The 19,658-nt window shown below is 61.5% G+C and carries 7 protein-coding genes; 3 read left to right on the plus strand and 4 right to left on the minus strand.

The window, feature by feature from the left end; genetic code table 11:
* Positions 1 to 131: 131 nt before the first annotated feature.
* The gene (locus tag QOM10_RS20465; RefSeq protein ID WP_316916861.1) at positions 132 to 13,130 is read right to left on the minus strand and encodes a non-ribosomal peptide synthetase; all 12,999 of its coding nucleotides are present in this window, start codon (positions 13,128 to 13,130) and stop codon (positions 132 to 134) included.
* A 369-nt stretch (positions 13,131 to 13,499) separates the two neighbouring features.
* Between QOM10_RS20465 and QOM10_RS20470 the strand changes: the two genes are divergently transcribed.
* Positions 13,500 to 14,054: an RNA polymerase factor sigma-70 gene (locus QOM10_RS20470; RefSeq protein ID WP_141127401.1), complete on the plus strand. Its 555-nt coding sequence runs from the start codon at positions 13,500 to 13,502 to the stop codon at positions 14,052 to 14,054.
* A gap of 136 nt (positions 14,055 to 14,190) precedes the next feature.
* Here the strand turns inward: QOM10_RS20470 and QOM10_RS20475 are convergent, their stop codons facing one another.
* The 3 genes from QOM10_RS20475 to QOM10_RS20485 all read right to left on the minus strand — a co-directional run bounded on the left by QOM10_RS20475 (position 14,191) and on the right by QOM10_RS20485 (position 16,804).
* Complete coding sequence (locus QOM10_RS20475; RefSeq protein ID WP_150750729.1) at positions 14,191 to 15,204, minus strand: GNAT family N-acetyltransferase; 1,014 nt, start codon at positions 15,202 to 15,204, stop codon at positions 14,191 to 14,193.
* A gap of 86 nt (positions 15,205 to 15,290) precedes the next feature.
* Positions 15,291 to 16,088 carry a substrate-binding periplasmic protein gene (locus QOM10_RS20480; RefSeq protein ID WP_127929206.1) on the minus strand — a complete coding sequence of 266 codons (798 nt, stop codon included), beginning with the start codon at positions 16,086 to 16,088 and terminating at the stop codon, positions 15,291 to 15,293.
* A gap of 92 nt (positions 16,089 to 16,180) precedes the next feature.
* Positions 16,181 to 16,804, minus strand: coding sequence for a TetR/AcrR family transcriptional regulator (locus QOM10_RS20485; protein ID WP_122597091.1), 624 nt, complete (start codon positions 16,802 to 16,804; stop codon positions 16,181 to 16,183).
* Between the two features lie 184 nt (positions 16,805 to 16,988).
* Here QOM10_RS20485 and QOM10_RS20490 point away from each other — a divergent pair, with 184 nt between their 5' ends.
* Positions 16,989 to 18,773, plus strand: coding sequence for an acyclic terpene utilization AtuA family protein (locus QOM10_RS20490; protein WP_316916862.1), 1,785 nt, complete (start codon positions 16,989 to 16,991; stop codon positions 18,771 to 18,773).
* A 12-nt stretch (positions 18,774 to 18,785) separates the two neighbouring features.
* Entirely contained in the window at positions 18,786 to 19,655 is an 870-nt protein-coding gene (locus tag QOM10_RS20495) for an SDR family oxidoreductase (protein ID WP_316916863.1), read from the plus strand.
* Positions 19,656 to 19,658 lie beyond the last annotated feature (3 nt).

A 19,658-nucleotide genomic window follows, 5' to 3' on the forward strand; every position in this document is an offset into this window, starting at 1 on the left:
TGTCGTCAACCTTGGAAATGTAGGTGAATGTGCGGACGCCAATCGCGAGCAGGCTCACTCCTACAGGGGAACGCATTCCAAAATGCAGGCCTTCGCCTGCCCGCGATGAGGCCAATGCAGGCGCTAAAGAACTAGAAGCCCTCCAGCTCCGACATCAGATCATTCAACCGATCAACCTTCTCCTCGGTGATATCGCTCGCCGCCAGCCCGTCAATGTATTCGGCCAGCTCCTCCACCGTGCTGCACTCGAACATCGCCCGCAACGGCACATCACGTTGCAGGGATTTCTGCACCCGCGAAGCGATCTGCGTGGCCAGCAACGAGTGCCCGCCCAGCTCGAAGAAGTTGTCGCGGACACCAACTTGCTCGACCTTCAACACCTCGGCCCAGATATCAGCCAACGTCTGTTCAAGATCATTGCGCGGGGCCAGATAATCCTGGCTCTGCAACTGGCCGATCTCCAGCGCCGGCAAGGCTTTGCGATCGAGTTTGCCGTTGGCATTGCGCGGCAGCTGATCGAGCCACAACCAGTGCAGCGGCACCATGTATTCCGGCAGTTCGGCGCGCAACCGCTGCTTGATCCGCTCCAGTCGTTCACCCGGATTCAGCGCGCTATCAGCAGCCACCAGATAACCGACCAAGTGCTTACCGTTAACGCCTTCCTGCACACCGACCGCGCCATCGCGTACTTCCGGTTGTTCGTGCAGACGCGCTTCGATCTCGCCCAGTTCGATGCGATAACCGCGAATCTTCACCTGATGGTCAACCCGACCGACGTACTCCAACACACCGTCGCTGCGACGCCGCGCCAGGTCGCCGGTGCGATACAGACGCTCGCCCGGCGCACCGAACGGGTTCGGCACAAACACCGGCGCGGTGCGCAACGGATCGCTGACATAACCGCGACCAACGCCCGTACCCGCCACGCACAACTCCCCTACCGCGCCCAACGGCACCAGTTCCAGAGCGCCATCAACGAGGTACAGCAAGTTGTTGTCGGTCGGCGTACCGATCGGCAAGTAACTGCCGCGCGTCGACGCCATGTCGACGCGGAAGAACGCCACGTCATCGGAGCATTCCGCCGGGCCGTAAGCGTTGACCAGCCCGATGTCCGGATAACGCAGCAGCCATTGGTGCGCCAGTTCCGGCGGCATTGCCTCACCGGTCGGCAGCATCCAGCGCAGGCCATCCAGACTCAGGCGATCCGAGGCGAGCATGCCCTGAATCAACGAAGGCACACTCTCCAGCACGGTGATGCCCTGCGCCTGCACATGCACCAGCAACCCTTGCGGATCGTGGGCGATGGTGTTCGGCACGATGTCCACCCGTGCGCCGAACAACGGCGCGGCGAGGAACTGCCAGACCGAAATGTCGAAGCTTTGCGACGCGGTCTGGGCGATCACGTCGGCATCGCTCAGTTGCAGATACGGCACCTTGCTCAACTGATTGTTGAGCATGCCGCGCTGCTCGACCATCACGCCTTTCGGCAGGCCGGTGGAGCCCGAGGTGTAGATCACGTAGGCGAGGTTGTCCGGGCCGCTGTAAATGCCCAGGTTCTGCGCCGAAGTCGCCGCTGCTTGAACCTCTTCCCACACCAGCAAGCGCGGGCGATTGGCGCAGCTGAATTCATCCAGCAAGGTCTGCGCCTGTTCAAAGCATGTTTTAGAGCAGACCAGCACCGGCGTGCGGCTCAGCTCGATGATGCGTTGCAGACGCTGACTCGGCAGGCCCGGATCCAGCGGCAGATAACCGGCACCGGCCTTGAAGCTGCCGATGATCATGCCGAGCAGATCGAGATTCCGTTCTGCGAGCAAGGCCACCGGTTGATCCATCTGCACACCCGCGGCGACCAGTGCATGGCCGAGACGGTTGGCGTTGTGGTTCAGCTCGGCGTAGCTCTGTTGCTGGTCAAGGCATGTAGCGGCGATGCGCTGCGGATGCGCGGCAACTTGAGCTTCGAACAGCGCAACGTAGCTCTGCTCCAGCGGATAATCGTGGGCACTCTGGTTGCAACCGTGCACCAGGAAGTCCTGTTCTTCACTGCCCACCAGCGGCAGATCGGCCATGTCGCCATGGAAGCCGTCGACCAGCGCCAGCAGTAGACGTTTGAACTCGCCGAGCATGCGCTCAATGGTCGATTCGTCGAAATAACGCTGGTCATACGACAAGTGCAGACCGAGATCATCACCGGGGTAGCACACCGCCGTCAGCGGGAAGTTGGTGTGGGTTCGGCCCGAGTCCGAGGTCGCATTCAGGCTCTGCGCGCGATCAAGCACCGACACTTCCACCGGGGCGTTTTCGAAGACGAACAGGCTGTCGAACAGCGGCTGGCCTTTCGGCAGTTCGCTCTGTTCCTGAATGTTCACCAACGGCAGGTATTCGTACTCGCGCAACTGCATGTTGCTGTCGAGCAAACCACTGAGCCACTGACGCACGCTGCTGCGTTCATCGTCCGCCGGCATCTGCACCCGCAGCGCAATACTGTTGATGAACAGGCCGACAGTACGTTGCATCTCCGGCATTTCCACCGGGCGACCGGCCACGGTCACGCCGAACAGCACGTCACGATCGCCGCTCATACGCCGCAGCACCAAGGCCCACGCCGCTTGGGCGAAGGTGTTGATGGTCAGTTGATGGGCCTGCGCCAGTTCACGCAGACGCGCTCCGTCCTCGACATTGAGGCGGGTGTAGCGGTCGCCGACGATCATGCCGCCGCTTTCGCCAGCATGTTCACGCAGGAACGGCCGGTCGCTCGGGATCGGTGTAGTACGCTCGAACCCTCGCAGGTTCTGCTGCCACCACTGCCGCGCTTCGGCCAGGCTCTGGCGTTGCAACCAGCCGATGTAATCGCGATAACGCGGCGGCACGGCGAGTTGCGCTTCACGCCCCTCACCCAGTGCGGTGTAGATTTCGAAGAAGTCATTCATCAGCAACGAACGGCACCAGGCATCGATGAGGATGTGGTGGTTGCTCATCATGAACCAGTAACGCGCCGCGCCGACCTTGATCAGGCGCAGATGGAATGGCGCCTGATTGAGCAGATCGAAACCGGCTTCGCGCTCGTTTTTCAGCAGCGTTTGCAGCTTCGGTTCCTGCTCGGTTTCAGCGATGGCGCTCCAGTCCAGATACTCGATCGGCGTGCGACCCGGTGTGTGAATCACTTGCAGCATGTCTTCGCCGACGTTCCAGCAGAACGACGCGCGCAACGCTTCGTGACGGGCGATTACTGCTTGCCACGCCTGGGCGAAACGCTCGGGGTCGAGTTCGCTGTTGATGCGATAGCGATCCTGCATGTAGTACAGGCCGGTGCCCGGTTCGAGCAAGGTGTGCAGCAACATGCCTTCCTGCATTGGCGTCAGCGGATAAACGTCTTCGATGTGCGCGGCCGGCACCGGCAAGGCATCGAGTTGCGCCTGAGTCAGCTTGGCCAGCGGGAAGTCCGACGGCGTCAGGCCGCCGGCCTCGTCTTGCAGGCAATGGGCGATCAGGCTTTGCAGCTCGCCGAGGTAAGCGTCGGCCAGATCGTGGATGGTTTGCGCCTCGTAACGCTCGGCGCTGAAGGTCCAGCGCAGCAGCAATTCACCACCGTAAACCTGGCTGTCGATGCTCAGTTCGTTCGGCAATGGCGCCTGCGGATCGTGGGCGGCACCGACCGCTTCATCCAGCGGACGGAACAGCGCATCGCTGCCGAAGCTCTGGTCGAACTGGCCGAGGTAGTTGAAGGTGACCGGCGCCTGCGGCAACGCGGCCATGCTGCGCTGGCTGAGATCGTCGGCGAGATAACGCAGCACGCCATAACCCAGACCTTTGTGCGGTACTGCGCGCAGTTGTTCCTTGATCGCCTTGATCGAAGCGCCCTGCCCGGCAGCTTCTTCGATGTTGTGCGGGGTCAGGCGCAGCGGGTAGGCGCTGGTGAACCAACCGACAGTGCGGGTCAGGTCGATCTCGTCGAACAGGGTTTCGCGACCGTGGCCTTCCAGTTGAATCAGCGCTGACGGCTGACCGCTCCAGCGGCAGAGCACGCGGGCCAGTGCAGTCAGCAGCAAGTCGTTAACTTGCGTGCGGTAAGCGGCCGGTGCCTGTTGCAGCAACTGTTTGGTGTGCTCGGCATCGAGGCGCACGCTGACGGTTTGCGCATGACGATTGTGCTGGCCGCCCTGCGGATTTTCGCAAGGCAGATCGGCGTTCTGACCGGCCAGTTGGGTCTGCCACCAGTTGAGTTCTTCACGCAGGGATTCGCTGCCGGCGTAGGCCTGCAAGCGTGCCGTCCAATCCTTGAAAGCACTGGTTTTCGCCGGTAGTTTTACCGATTGCTCAGCCGTCAGTTGGCGATAGACCGTTTGCAGATCGTCGAGCAACACGCGCCACGACACGCCGTCGACCACCAGGTGATGGATCGCGATAAACAGGCGTTGCTGACCTTCAGGGCCGTCGACCAGCAAGGCGCGAACCAGCGGGCCGTTTACCAGATCAAGGCTGCGTTGCGCATCAGCGAACAGCGCTTCGCACTTGTCCATCGAGGTGACGCGCACTTGCCACAACACCGCCGCATCGGAGACCGGTTGGTGCGTCGCTTGCCATTGACCGTCGGCCTCGGTGAAGCGCATACGCAAGGCATCATGCTGTTCGATCACCGCCAGCAGCGCTTGCTCCAGACGATGTGGTTCGAGGGTCACCGTCGGCTCCAGCAACAACGCCTGGTTCCAGTGCTGACGCTCAGGAATATCGGTATCGAAGAACCAGTGCTGAATCGGCGTCAGACGCGATTCACCAACCACCAAGCCTTGCTCCGCCGTCACTTGTTCGGTGCGGCTGGCCACAGCGGCGAGGGTTTGCACAGTCTGGTGCTGGAACAGATCGCGCGGGCTGAAATGAATGCCCTGCTGACGGGCACGGCTGACCACTTGAATCGACAGAATCGAATCGCCGCCGAGTTCGAAGAAGTTGTCGTTGAGACCGACCTGTTCGACGTTGAGCACTTCGCACCAGATCTGCGCCAGGGTCTGCTCCAGCTCGTTGCTCGGCGCCACGTAGTCCTGACGATTGAGCTCCGGATCCGGCGCTGGCAAGGCGCGACGGTCAAGTTTGCCGTTAGCGGTCAGCGGCATGCTCGCCAGCAGAATCAGGTGCGTCGGCACCATGTAATCCGGCAGTTGTGCCTTGAGGTGCGATTTCAGCGCTTCGCGCAGCTCGGCCTGCTTGGCTTCGTTTTGCTCAGCGACATCGGTGACGAGGTAACCGACCAATTGCTTGCCGCTCGGCGCATCCAGTGCGAGCACGACGGCTTCGCGGATCGAGTCGTGATCGAGCAGGCGCGTTTCGATTTCGCCCAGTTCAATACGGAAACCACGGATCTTTACCTGATGGTCGATCCGGCCCAGGTATTCCACCAAACCATCGGCACGCTGGCGCACCAGGTCGCCGGTGCGGTACATGCGCCCGCCATCGGTGGCGAACGGATCCGCGACAAAACGTTCGGCGGTAATGCCCGGACGGTCGTGATAGGCCTGGGCCAGACCTGCGCCGCCAACGAACAGTTCACCCGTCGCGCCTTGCGGCACCAGCGCCAGATCGGCGTCGAGAATGTAGGCAACACGCGCACCGATCACGCTGCCAATCGGCACACTGCCGGCGCCCTCTTCCAGCACCTCCGGCGCCAGACTGGCCAGCGGCATGACCACGGTTTCGGTCGGGCCATAGGCGTTGAAGAACGTCGCCGGTTTGAACGCTGCGCGAATCCGTTGCAGGTGTTCACCGGTCAACGCTTCGCCACCGGTGATGATCATCCGCACCGGGAGGATTTCGTTTTGCGTGGACAGGAACTGCGCCAACTGGCTGCCGTAGCTCGGGGTAAAACCGAGCACGTTGATCTGATGAGCACGGATCAAGCCGCAGATTTCTTCCGCGTCCCACTGACCCTGCGCACGCAACACCACCTGCGCACCGCTGAGCAGCGGCACCAGCAGACGTTCGGTCGCCGCATCGAAGTTGATCGAATAGAAGTGCAGTTCGCAGTCGTCGGGGCGCATACCGAAACGCTCGATCACCGCTTGGCAGTGCATGGCGATTTCACCGTGGGAGACCACCACGCCTTTCGGCTTGCCGGTCGAACCCGAGGTGTAAATCAGGTACGCCTGATGCTGTGGCAGGCTGATAAACGGCAGCTCGCTGGCCGGGTAAGCGGCCAGCGCTGCGCTGTCCTCCTCCAGGCACCAACGCGCCACATTTGGCGGCAGATCGCCGAGGGCGTTGAACATCGCGCGATCACTGAGCAGCAAACCAATGCGGCTGTCTTCGATCATGTAATGCAGACGGTCGAGCGGGTATTCCGGGTCCAGCGGCACGTACGCGCCGCCAGCCTTGAGAATCGCCAGCAGGCCGATGACCATTTCCAGCGAGCGCTCCAGTGCCAGACCAACGCGCACTTGCGGACCGACGCCGCGCTCTCGCAGGGCCCAGGCCAGACGATTGGCGCGGGCATCGAGTTCGGCGTAGCTCAGGGTCTGCCCGGCGAAGGTCAGGGCCGGCGCGTCTTTGCGCGCCAGCGCCTGTTCGGCGAACAGGTGATGAATGCACTGGTCGAGACGATGCTCGCCCGGCTCGATGCCAAGGCTGTCGAGCAGCTGCTGTTGCTCGGGTTGATCGAGCAGCGGCAATTCGCTGAGGCGCTGTTGCGGATCGGCGATCAGCGCTTCAAGCAGATTGCGCCAATGTTTGGCCATGCGCGCGATGGTCGGCTCATCGAACAGATCAGTGCTGTAGGTCAGGCAGCAACCGAGGCGATGGTCGAGGTCGGTGACTTCCAGGTTGAGGTCGAACTTGGTCGCCCGCGCATCGTTGGCCAGGTACTCGACGGTCATGCCGGCGAGCATGCGGCTCTGCTGGAATTCCCAGCGCTGCACGTTGCACATCACCTGGAACAGCGGGTTGTACGCAGCACTGCGCGGCGGCTGCAACGCTTCGACCAGATGATCGAACGGCAGATCCTGATGCGACTGGCCTTCGATCACGGTGTGGCGCACCTGCTCGAACAGTTCGCCGACCGACATCATGCCGTCGAGCTGGCAACGCAGCACTTGGGTGTTGAGGAACGCCCCGATCAGCCCTTCGCTTTCCGGACGGATGCGGTTGGCTACCGGCGCGCCGATGCGCAGATCGGTCTGGCCGCTGTAGCGGTACAGCAGGGTGGCGAGTGCGGCGGTCATGGTCATGAACAGGGTCAGACCGTTTTGCGCATTGAACGCACGAACCCGCGCGGCGAGGTCATCGCTCAGGTCGAAGCGGAACAGTTCGCCTTGGTGGCTTTGCACCGGCGGACGCGGACGATCACCGGGCAACTCCAGCAGCGGATGTTCACGGCCGAGTTGCGCGGTCCAGTAGTCGAGCTGACGCTGACGCTCGCCGGATTCCAGCCAGTTGCGTTGCCAGACGCTGTAGTCGAGGTACTGCACGGGCAGCGGCTCAAGCGGCGAATCACGGTCATCGACAAACGCTTCATAGAGCGCACTGAGTTCGCGGGCAAAAATGTCCATCGCCCAGCCTTCGGTGACGATGTGGTGCAGAGTCAGGACAAAGTAATGCTCTTGCTCGGCAGTCTTCACCAAGCAGGCGCGCAGCAGCGGACCGGTTTCCAGATCGAACGGCAGATGTGCTTCCTCATCGGCCAGTTGCTGAACCTTTTGCTCACGTGCATCGGCGGCAAGTTTTGAAAAATCCTTCCAGCCCATGCGCACACCGGTTTCGACATGCACCTGCTGACGGGCGACGCCGTCGACGCTCGGGAACGTGGTGCGCAGGGTTTCGTGGCGCAGGATCAGCGCTTGCAACGCCGCCTCGAAACGCTCGACATGCAACACGCCGCGCAGACGCGCCATGCCGCCGACGTTGTACGCCGGGCTGTCCGGCTCCATCTGCCAGAGGAACCACATGCGCTGTTGCGAGTACGACAATGGCACCGGTTTGCTGCGATCAACCTTGTCGATCGGCGGCTGTTTGTTGGTGCGGCCGCTGGCCTGGATCAGGCGGATCTGTTCGGCGAAATCACCGAGTTCGCTGTGTTCGAACAAGGCGCGCAACGGCAGTTCGACGTCGCAGGCCTGACGGGTGCGTGAGATGATTTGCGTGGCCAGCAGCGAGTGACCGCCGAGGGCGAAGAAGTCGTCGCGCAGGCCGACTTGTGCCAGACCGAGCACTTCGCGCCAGATCGCGGCGATCTGCTGTTCCAGCTCAGTCACCGGTTCGACGTGCTCGCGTACTTGCCATTGCGGTTCGGGCAGCGCGCGGCGGTCGAGTTTGCCGCTTGGGCTGAGGGGCATTGCGTCGAGGCGCATCAGTTGCGCCGGGACCATGTATTCCGGCAGCTCGGCGGCCAGCGCGGTTTTCAGGCGCGTGATTTGCTCGTCGTGATCTTCGCTGGCATCGGTGGCGGTGAAGTAGCCGATCAATTGCGCGCCGGCAGCGGTTTCACGCACCAGCACCACGGCTTGGGCGACGCCGTCCTGTGCGAGCAAGCGTGCTTCGATTTCTTCCGGTTCGACGCGGAAGCCACGCAGTTTGACTTGCTGATCGAGACGGCCGAGGTATTCGATCACGCCGTCGCAGGTCCAGCGCGCACGGTCGCCGGTACGGTACAAACGTGCGCCCTGCTCGCCCAGCGGATCGACAACAAAGCGTTCAGCGGTCAAGGACGGTCGGCCGAGGTAACCACGGGCCAGACCGACGCCGCTGATGCACAGCTCACCCGGCACACCGGTCGGCACTGGATTGAGATCGGCATCGAGCACGCGGCAAATCACGTTGCCCAACGGACGACCGATCGGCGAGCGTTCGCCATCGGCCGTGGTGCAATGCCAGTGGGTGACGTTGATCGCGGTTTCAGTCGGGCCGTAACGGTTGTGCAATTGCACCGCCGGCAGTTGCGCCAGCACGCGGTTACGCAGTTCGGCCGGCAGCGCTTCACCGCCGGAGAATACCCGGCGCAGGCTGGTGCACTCGGCGCTCAGCGGTTCGTCGATAAACAGCGAGAGCAGCGGCGGCACAAAGTGCAACGTGGTCACGCCATGTGCTTGAACCAGTTGCGCGATGCGATGCGGATCGCGGTGTTCGCCGGGGCCGGCAATCAGCAGACGCGCGCCAGTGATCAGCGGCCAGAAGCATTCCCACACCGACACGTCGAAACTGATCGGCGCCTTTTGCATCAACACGTCGGTTTCATTGAGGGCGTAAGCGTTCTGCATCCATTGCAGACGTTCGGCCAGCGCGGCGTGAGTGTTGCCGACGCCTTTCGGCTGGCCAGTTGAACCCGAGGTGTAAATCACATAGGCGAGGTTGTCGCCGTGCAGGTGCAAACCCGGTGCCTGGCTCGGCCAGTTTTCCAGGTGCAACGCGTCCATGGCGATCACGCTGACGCCGTCGCTGGCCGGCAAGCGGCCGAGCAATTCGGTTTGGGTCAGGAGCAATTCGACGCCGCTGTCGCTGAGCATGTAGGCCAGTCGATCGGCCGGGTAATCCGGGTCAAGCGGCACATAGGCGCCGCCGGCCTTGATGATCGCCAGCAGACCGATCAACAGCTGCGGCGAACGCTCGGCGGCGATGGCCACGCAGACATCCGGGCCGACGCCTTTGTCGCGCAGATAGTGCGCGAGACGATTGGACTGGCTGTTCAATTCGGCGAAATCGAGGCTGCCGCCGTCCCATACCAGCGCCGTGCGCTCAGGGGTCAGGCGCGCCTGTTCGTTGAGCAGTTCCGGCAGCCATTGTTGCGCCGGGGTGCAGGGTGCAACGCCCCAGACTTTTTGCTGATCGTACTCGCTGGTGGTCAGCAACTGCAGATCACCGATGGCTTGCTCCGGGCGTTCGCAAACTGCGCGCAACAGGTTGCTGAAGTGCTCGGCCAGACGCGCGATGGTCGCGGCGTCGAACAATTCACTGGCGTAGTCGAACGACAAGGTCAGGCGACCGTTACGGTCTTCTTCGCTGTGCAGTTGCAGGTCGAACTTGGCTTCGCGACTGTGCCATGGCAGTTCTTCGGCGAGCAGCCCCGGCAGGCGCTTGAGCGCGCTCAGATCGCGCTGCTGGTGGTTGAACATGACCTGGAACAGGCCTTGTTCGCGGGCCTGCGGGAAGGCTTCGAGCAGTTGTTCGAAGGGCAGATCCTGATTCGCTTGTGCCCCGAGGGCGGCCTCGCGGGTCTGGGCCAGCAGTTCAACAAACGGCAGGCGCGAATCAATCTCGGCGCGCAGCACTTGAGTGTTGATGAAGAAGCCGATCAGGCCCTGGGTTTCCAGGCGCGGACGGTTGGCATTCGGCACGCCGATGCGGATGTCGCGCTGACCGCTGTAGCGCTGCAGCAAACTCTGGAATGCCGAGAGCAGCAGCATGAACGGCGTCGATTGATGCGTTTGCGCCGTGTTGCGGATCGCATCGCTGAGGCTGGCGCCCAGACGCACAGTGTGGCGTGCTGCGCTGTGATTTTTTTGCGCCGAACGCGGATGATCGGTGGCCAGTTCCAGCGTCGGATGCTCGTCACCCAACTGCGCTTTCCAGTAGGCCAGTTGTCGCTCGCCCTCACCTTGCGCCAGCCATTGGCGCTGCCAGCTGCCGTAATCGGCGTACTGGGTTGGCAGTGGCGCGAGGCTAGCCGTCGCGCCTTGCGAAGCGGCGGCGTACAGGCGCGAGAACTCGTCGATCAACACGTTCAGCGACCAGCCGTCGGCGATGATGTGGTGCATCGTCACCAGCAGTTGATGATCTTCGTCATCGAGGCGCACCAGCGTCACCCACAGCAGCGGGCCATTTTCCAGATCGAACCGGGTGCGTGCTTCTTCTTCGCGGATTTGTTGCGCGCGGGCTTCACGCTCATGGGCCGGCAGGTCGCTGATGTCGACCAATTGCAAATTGAATTCGGCGGCGGCATCGACTTGTTGCAAGGCCACGCCGTCGCGCTCGAAGAAGCGCGTACGCAGGGATTCGTGGCGCTCGATCAGTTGCTGGAAGCTGGCGCGCAAGGCGTCTTCGTCCAGTTCGCCGCGTAAACGCAGGGCACCGGGAATGTTGTAGGCGCTGCTCTGTGGGTCGAGTTGCCAAGTGATCCACAAACGGTTTTGTGCCAGCGATTGCGGCATTGGTTCGGAGCGCGACAACGCGGTGATTGCGCCTTGAGCGCTACCGCCGTCCTGTTGCTGTTGCGCCACGGCAGCGGCGAACGCGGCCAGCGTCGGCGCTTCGAACAGCAGGCGCAGGTTCAGCTCAAGGGCGAGTTCTTCGCGGACTCGGGCGATGACTTGGGCGGCGGCGATCGAGTTGCCGCCGAGCAGGAAGAAGTGATCGTCGGCGTTGACCTGTTTGACGCCGAGTTGCTCGGCCCAGATTTTACCGATCAGTGCTTCGAGTTCGGATGTGCTGGCTGTTGCACCGTGGGTTTCGGACGTGTTCGACGGAAACACCGCGTAACTGTCGAGGCTGCCATCGGCCAGGCGATTGCGGCACGCCGAACGCTGCAATTTGCCACTGGAGGTTTTCGGCAGCGCGCCTGGATTGAGCAGCGCCACCACGCTTGGGGCCTCTTGATAAGCCTCGGCCACCGCTTGGCGGATGGCTTTGATCAACGCTTCCGGCGGCAGGATTTTCTGCACGCTACGGCTGATTTCCGCCGCGATGCCGATGCCCTCTTCGCCATTCTGACTGACGGCGAATGCAGCGACGCGGCCCTTGCGCACCACTTCCACTTCGTTTTCGACGGTCTTCTCGATGTCCTGCGGATACAGGTTGTGACCACGCACGATCAGCATGTCTTTCAAACGGCCAGTGATGAACAGTTCACCGTCGCGCATAAAGCCCAGGTCACCGGTACGCAGCCAGGTCCGGCCGGCGTGCTGAACGAAGGTCTTGGCGCTGGCTTCGGGGTTGCGCCAGTACCCGAGGGCGATACTCGGCCCGGCAGCCCAGACTTCACCGACGGCGTTATCGGCGAGTTCTTCCAGTGATTGCGGTTCGATGATCAGCACAGCGTGTTCGGGCTGGCTGATGCCGCAGCTCATGATCGGGCTGCCCTCACCCGGCTCGGCACGGTTTTGTGCCAAAGCCTGATCGTCGACGCGCAGCGCGGGAATACCGGTGCCGCGTGGGGTGCCGGCGACGAACAGCGTAGCCTCGGCGAGACCGTACGAAGCCATGAAACTGTCGGCGCTGAAACCGCTCGCGGTGAACTTCTCGGCGAAGCGTTCGAGGGTGTCGAGACGGATCGGTTCGGAGCCGGAATAGGCCACACGCCAGCCGCTTAGATCCAGGCGTTCAAGCGCCGATTCGCTGACCCGCTCGCTGCACAAGCGATAAGCGAAGTCCGGCCCGCCGCTGATGGTGCCGCCGTATTGGCTGATCGCTTCGAGCCAGCGCAATGGCCGGCCGAGGAAGTAGGCCGGCGACATCAGGATGCACGGCACGCCGCTGAAAATCGGTTGCAGCAGACCACCGATCAAACCCATGTCGTGATACAGCGGCAACCAGCTGACGATGACGTCATCAGGGTTCACATCGATACCGAAACCGTGGCGGATCAGCAATTCGTTGGCGACCAGATTGCCGTGGCTGACTTGCACGCCTTTGGGCAACGCGGTGGAGCCGGAAGTGTATTGCAGGAAGGCGATGTGGTCTGGTGGCAGATTCGGCTCAACCCAGTTTTGCGCCAGTGCGCTGTCGAGGCTGTCGACACACAGCAGCGGCGGCGCGCCTTCGATTTGCTGCAAGGCGTCGCGCAGGTCGGTGCTGGTCAGCAGCAGACGCGGTTCGGCGTCGGCAATGATCGACAGCAAACGCTCCTGATGGTGACGACGCGCGGATTCCGGCGGATAGGCCGGCACCGCGATCACCCCTGCGTACAGGCAGCCAAAAAACGCCGCGACGTAATCCGGACCGCTTGGGAACAGCAGCACCGCGCGATCACCGAATTCAGCGTCAGCCTGCAATGCAGCGGCAATGGTGCGCGCGCGCTGATCCAGTTCGCGATAGCTGAGCACCACAGCCTGCTCTGGGTTTTCGGCAAGAAAACGCAAGGCCAGTTGATCCGGCGTCAGGGCCGCGCGGCGCTGGAGGGCTTGGACCAGGGTGCTGGGGAGTTCGAACGCGTCGGTCATGAGGTTTCCTGCCTGAATTCGGCTTGCTAGTGGAATCGGGTTGCTGCGTCACGCCCCTCAAAGGGCATGCAGGGCGCGGTCTGTGCCGACCGCGCGAGGCATTGGAATGCTGTCTGGCCGGGCGCTTCCCCCGGAACCATTCACCAATGAGAACGGATGACGTCTTGAAATAATTAGTCGGCAGGCTGGATCGCCAACGGGGCCGGGGTGTGGCGGCGTGTCGCAGTTCTCACATCGCACCGATTTGGATCATTAGTTCTCTTTCTCAATTGACAATCATTATCATTCAACATAATTTGTCGCTCGATGTGTAGGACGGCCCGTCCCCGAAGGCGTCCCACTAACCTATTTGGCAGCAAGGTGATTTCCATGACGGAACAAGTATCCACAAGCAAGTGCGATTCACCGCTACTTCAGGCATTCGTCGACAATCGACTGATTCTGGTCAAGATTGCAGCCCGCATTACCGGCTGCCGGTCGCGCGCCGAAGATGTGGTGCAGGATGCGTTTTTCCGACTGCAATCGGCGCCACCGATCACGTCGTCGATCAAGGCGCAACTGAGCTATCTGTTCCAGATCGTGCGCAACCTCGCCATCGATCACTACCGTAAACAGGCGCTGGAACAAAAATACTCCGGCCCTGAAGAGGAAGGGCTGAATGTGGTCATCCAGGGTGCTTCGCCGGAAACCTCGCACATCAATTTTTCGACCTTGGAAAACATCGCCGACGCACTGACCGAGCTGCCGAGTCGCACTCGTTATGCGTTCGAGATGTACCGCCTGCACGGCGTGCCGCAAAAGGACATCGCCAAGGAACTCGGCGTTTCGCCGACCCTGGTCAACTTCATGATTCGTGATGCGCTGGTGCACTGCCGCAAGGTCTCGGGCAGTCGTCGGGATGCGGTGATCGCGGGTCGTCGCTAAGATTCAGATTTTGCGTCAAGCCATTCGCGAGCAGGCTCGCTCCCACATGGAATTTGTGAGTGCCACAAAACCCATGTGGGAGCGAGCCTGCTCGCGAAGGCGGCCTCAAGATCACAGAAATCCTGAAGCCAGATCATCACGCCAGTTTGCACCGATCAAAAAACCGCTCACGCCCCAGGATCATCAGCGCCGCACGCTTGTGCGGGAAGTCGAACTCTTTCTCACAGTGAAAGCACTGATTCTGCATATGGCCGATCATCTTCGCATTGTCGGCGCGTGGTTCAGCGACCACCCGCTGCGTGCGCGGATCATCCAGAAACAGGTAATGCACCAGCGCCGATAACCAGCTCGCCACTTTGTGCGGCCCGCGGTGATCCTCCTCGCCGACCAGCATGTGAATGCCACGATCGTAATTGTCGGCATCGTAGAACGGCGCAATACGATCTTCCTTGGCCCAATAAGCCTCGAAATAGGCAAACGGCTGATCATCGAAACAGCCGATCAAGGTCAGCGTGTGCGGGTCGGCATCGAGTTTGTCCAGGTATTCGCGGTGTTTCTCGAGACTGCCCTCTTCCTGCCAGAAACTGGCGACACGCGGGCTATTCTGCCAGCGGTTGAAACGCGGCAGATCTTCTTCGATTTCTACGGTGCGCAGAGAAATCCACGCACCCAGACGCGCATCGAAACGCCGATAGACTTCACCGCGCGGCTTCACCGGCCGCAGCGGATGACGCTTGCCTTGGCTGATGATCATCTGCTGCGGATAGCTGCCGGTCAGCGAAGTGCCGAGCCACGGTTGTGGCAATTGCCAGAACAGCGTGCGCTCGCTGCGATATTCGCCAGCCACTTCGGTGCTCACCAACAAGCCACTGAGCAACGCCTCAGTCGGCGGCTGATCCAGTTGCCAGGTCAATTGCTGGCACGCCGGATCCCGCGCGAACAGCCAGTAACAGGCCGCCCACAGCGCCTGCCCGGGCGGCAGCGCAAAGCGCTCATCAAGCTGGATCGGTCCCTTGGCCTCCCGGTCAAGGCGCAGGCGAATCAGTGGTTGCCCGTCCAGGCTCAGGCTCAGGCGGCTTTCGGTGGCATCAGCGATCAGTTGACTGCCCGATGGCAAGGCCAGGGCAGTGAGGTCATTCAGATTGGACATGGGTCGGGCTCACGATAATCGTCGACAGTTCAACGATGTGACGTGAGCCGAGAGGGGAAATTTAGGCCCTCAAGGGAAATCAGGCATCAATGAAGGGGCACCGGCACTACCGCAATCTTGTACGGATCGAAAATCTTCAGCATTTCGCCATTGTCGCGTAAGCCCTTAAGCAGCTTGCCAAACGCAGCACCGGTAATCGGCGCCGTCGGGCGAAGAATGGCGTAATGGTGATAGACCTGATCGATACGCTGCGACACCAGCAATTCGTCGCGCACTTTCTCGTTACGCAGCAGGTAATCGAACAGATAGGAACGCGTCACCAGGGCGATATCCGCCCGCGAACGCAGGACCATCAGCAGATTGCTGTCGTGGGAATAGGTCAGCGTAGCGTTGTAATTCTGCGCAAGAAATTTGGGGTCAGCGTTGAAGTTGGCGAACTCGTAGTGATAACCGCTGAACAGCGCCAGGCGCTTGCCGGTGAGGTCGGCAAAATAGTTCTGCTGACGACCGTCTTCGCGTTGCGCGACGAAAATCTCCGCGTCCTCAAGACCCATGTCGACGTCCGTGTGCGGGATATCCTTCCAGCCCCATTCCGGATTCTCGAAAATCGCCATGTCGATACGGCCCTGCTTGAAGTCACCGAAACGCCGGGGGATCGAGGTCGGCACAAGGACGAACTGATAGTCGCTTTGCAGGCGATTGAGGGCCTCGACCAGTTGCGGCAAGAGGCCGGTGTCGGCACCGTTTTCCGGGCGAATGGTGTAAGGCGGAAAATGCGCCGCGCCGACCCGAACCAATTGCGCTGCCTGAGCGGGCAATACCCAGAATGCAGCCAGCGCTGCGAGCATCAACCCCGCGGCCGTCCGAATTGGCAAAGACTTCAAAACACCCCACTCCCCGAAAAAATACCGATCAATGCATTCAAGCTAGGCGGTTTCGCCCAGTTAGCCAGTTTCCCGGCTGGATAGAAAGTGCTTCAACGTTCTTCGAGGACCAGAATCAACGCCTCGTCGGCCAGTTGATCAAGGCTCAGACTGCCGCCGGCACGGAACCATGTGGTCGTCCATGACAGTGCCCCAGTGAGGAAACGTCGGGTAATAAATACATCGCCACGGATAAATCCGGCGTCCTTGGCCTCACCCAGCACCTGCAGCCAGATGTCTTCGTAAACATCGCGCAGCGCCAGTACTTTGGCCTGCCCCTCTTCGGACAGCGAGCGCCACTCATAAACCAACACCGCCATGGCTTCACCGCTGCCGCCCATGATCGACTGCAGTTCGCAGCGAATCAGCGCCAGCACGCGCTCGCGCACATCTGCAGCGTCGGCCAGCGCCGCGCGCATCAGGGCCGTGTTGTAGCGGATGGTTTCTTCCATCACCGCGCGGAGGATTTCATCCTTGCTTTTGAAGTGATGAAAAATGCTCCCGGACTGGATGCCGACGGCGCCGGCCAGATCGCGCACCGTGGTGCGTTCGTAGCCTTTGTTGCGAAACAGGTGAGCCGCCACTTGCAGCAATTTGCCACGGGCGCTGTCGGGGTCGGTCAACTGGCCTTCGTCGACCAAATCGCGCATGACCCTCAGGGCTTTTTGCTCGTCCACCCGTTCTCTCCTACAGTCGATCAGTCTGTTGCCCCCTGAAACCGCAGGGTTGCGCGCAATTTAAGCCGCCAGCGGCAACCAAGCAAGCGCTTGGGCAGAAGATAGTTTCAACTGTTTACAAACCAAGCGCTTGCTTGGTAGCCTCCAGACACTTCTGTCGCAGGTTGCTGAGTCGGAGAAAAAAATGCCCACCACCGTTCGCATCGGATGCGCCAGTGCATTCTGGGGAGATACGTCCACCGCCGCCGCGCAGCTAGTGGGAGGCGGCGAGCTGGACTATCTGGTGTTCGACTACCTCGCCGAGATCACTATGTCGATCATGGCCGCTGCGCGCATGAAAGATCCGCAGGCGGGCTTCGCCAGTGACTTCATCGAAATCCTCACGCCCCTGCTGCCACAGTTGGCCGAGCAGAACATCCGCGTGATCAGCAATGCCGGCGGAGTCAATCCGCAGGCCTGCGCCAATGCCTTGCAAGCAGCTTGCGACAAGGCCGGCATCAAGCTGAAAATCGCCGTACTGCTTGGCGATGACCTGCAACCGCAATTCAAACACCTCAGCGGCATCAGCGAGATGTTCAGCGGCGCTCCACTGCCACCGATGTGCGTGTCGACCAACGCCTACCTCGGCGCACCGGGCATCGTCGAAGCGCTACGTCTGGGCGCCGACATCGTCATCACCGGACGCGTGGTCGACAGCGCTGTGGTCAGTGCCGCACTGGTGCACGAATTCGGCTGGTCGTGGCACGACTACGACAAACTCGCGCAAGCCGCGCTGGCCGGGCACATCATCGAATGCGGCGCGCAATGCACCGGCGGCAATTTCACCGATTGGCGCGAGGTGCCGGACTACGAACACATCGGCTTTCCGATCGTGGAAGTCAGCGCCGACGGCCAATTCATCGTCAGCAAGCCTGAAGGCTCCGGCGGACTGATCACGCCGCTGACCGTTGGCGAACAGATGCTGTATGAAATCGGCGATCCACAGGCCTATCTGCTGCCCGACGTGGTCTGCGATTTCACTCAGGTCAAACTTCAGCAGCAAGGCAAAAACGCGGTGCAGGTGCACGGCGCCAAAGGCTTGCCGCCCAGCGACAAGTACAAGGTCAGCGCCACTTACCCGGACGGTTTTCGCTGCACCGCCAGTTGCCTGATCGCCGGTATCGATGCGGTGGACAAGGCACGGCGCGTCAGTCAGGCGATCATCGCCAGAACGGCGGAGATGTTCAGCCAGCGTGGCTGGGCGCCCTACAGCGAAACCGATATCGAACTGCTCGGCAGCGAGGCCACCTACGGCCCCCACGGTCAGCGTCACGACAGCCGTGAGGTGGTAATCAAACTCGCCGTGCGTCACCCGAACAAACAGGCATTGATCCTGTTCTCCCGGGAAATTGCCCAGGCCGCGACCGCCATGGCGCCGGGATTGACCGGCATCGTCGGCGGACGGCCAACGGTGTACCCGCTGATCCGTCTGTTCTCGTTCCTGATTGATAAAAGTGCCTGCACCCTGCAAATCGACATGGCCGGTAAAAGCCATCCTTGCGCCCTGCCCTCACTGGTTGCACTCGACAGTGACGATTTGCCGATTGCCCACCAACCAGACAAACCTCAAGGCCGCGCCGATGCCAGCGTGGCGCTGGTGAAACTGGCCGTGGCGCGCTCTGGAGACAAAGGCAATCACAGCAACATCGGCGTGCTGCCGCGCCAACCCGAATACCTGCCGTGGATCGCCGAAGCGCTGACGCCAGCCGTCATCGTCGACTGGATGAGCCACGTGCTCGACCCGATCCACGGCCGGGTCGAGCGCTGGTATCTGCCTGGCACCCACAGCCTGAATTTTCTCCTGGAAAACGCGCTCGGCGGTGGCGGCGTGGCCAGTCTGCGCATCGACCCGCAAGGCAAAGCCTTCGCCCAGCAACTGTTGGAAATCCAGATTCCGGTGCCGCAAAGCATCGCCGAACAGCTCGACTAGAGGAGGGTTTGCATGGCTTACGCGTCGATATTCAACGCCGATCTGTTCAGCGGCCAGACCATCATCGTCACCGGCGGCGGCAGCGGCATCGGCCGTTGCACCGCGCATGAACTGGCAGCGCTCGGCGCGAATGTACTGCTGGTCGGGCGCAAGCCGGAAAAACTGCAAAAAGTCGCCGGCGAAATCGCCGAGGACGGCGGCCGCGCGCACTGGAAGGCCTGCGATATCCGCGATGAAGAAGCGGTGAAACAACTGGTCAAGGAGCTGATCGCCGAGCACGGGCCGATTCACGGTCTGGTCAACAATGCCGGCGGCCAGTACCCGTCGCCCTTGGCTTCGATCAATCAGAAAGGTTTCGAAACCGTGTTGCGCACCAACCTGGTCGGCGGTTTCCTGATGGCGCGGGAAGTGTTCAACCAATCGATGAGCAAACACGGCGGCAGCATCGTCAACATGCTCGCCGACATGTGGGGCGGCATGCCCGGCATGGGCCACTCCGGCGCGGCGCGTTCGGGCATGGACAATTTCACCAAGACTGCCGCGTTTGAATGGGGTTATGCCGGGGTGCGGGTCAACGCGGTGGCGCCGGGCTGGATCGCCTCCAGTGGTATGGACACCTATGAAGGTGCGTTCAAAGCGGTGATTCCAACCTTGCGCGAGCATGTACCGCTCAAACGCATCGGCACCGAGTCGGAAGTCAGCGCAGCGATTGTGTTTCTACTCAGCCCGGCGGCGGCGTTCATCAGCGGCAGCACCTTGAAAATCGACGGTGCGGCCAGCCTTGGCAGCCGTGCATGGCCGCTGCACAAGGCGAATCACAGCGAGTCGTTCAACGGCTTTCACCGGGCCTACCTCCCCGATGTCCTCAAGGACAAGGAGTAAGTC

Source organism: Pseudomonas sp. P108, assembly GCF_032613195.1.
Classification (GTDB): domain Bacteria; phylum Pseudomonadota; class Gammaproteobacteria; order Pseudomonadales; family Pseudomonadaceae; genus Aquipseudomonas.

Bases quoted from the DNA above. Each gene is read 5' to 3' on its own strand.
- QOM10_RS20465 (WP_316916861.1), bottom strand. From the start codon at position 13,130: ATGACCGACGCGTTCGAACTCCCCAGCACCCTGGTCCAAGCCCTCCAG.
- QOM10_RS20470 (WP_141127401.1), top strand. From the start codon at position 13,500: ATGACGGAACAAGTATCCACAAGCAAGTGCGATTCACCGCTACTTCAG.
- QOM10_RS20475 (WP_150750729.1), bottom strand. From the start codon at position 15,204: ATGTCCAATCTGAATGACCTCACTGCCCTGGCCTTGCCATCGGGCAGT.
- QOM10_RS20490 (WP_316916862.1), top strand. From the start codon at position 16,989: ATGCCCACCACCGTTCGCATCGGATGCGCCAGTGCATTCTGGGGAGAT.
- QOM10_RS20495 (WP_316916863.1), top strand. From the start codon at position 18,786: ATGGCTTACGCGTCGATATTCAACGCCGATCTGTTCAGCGGCCAGACC.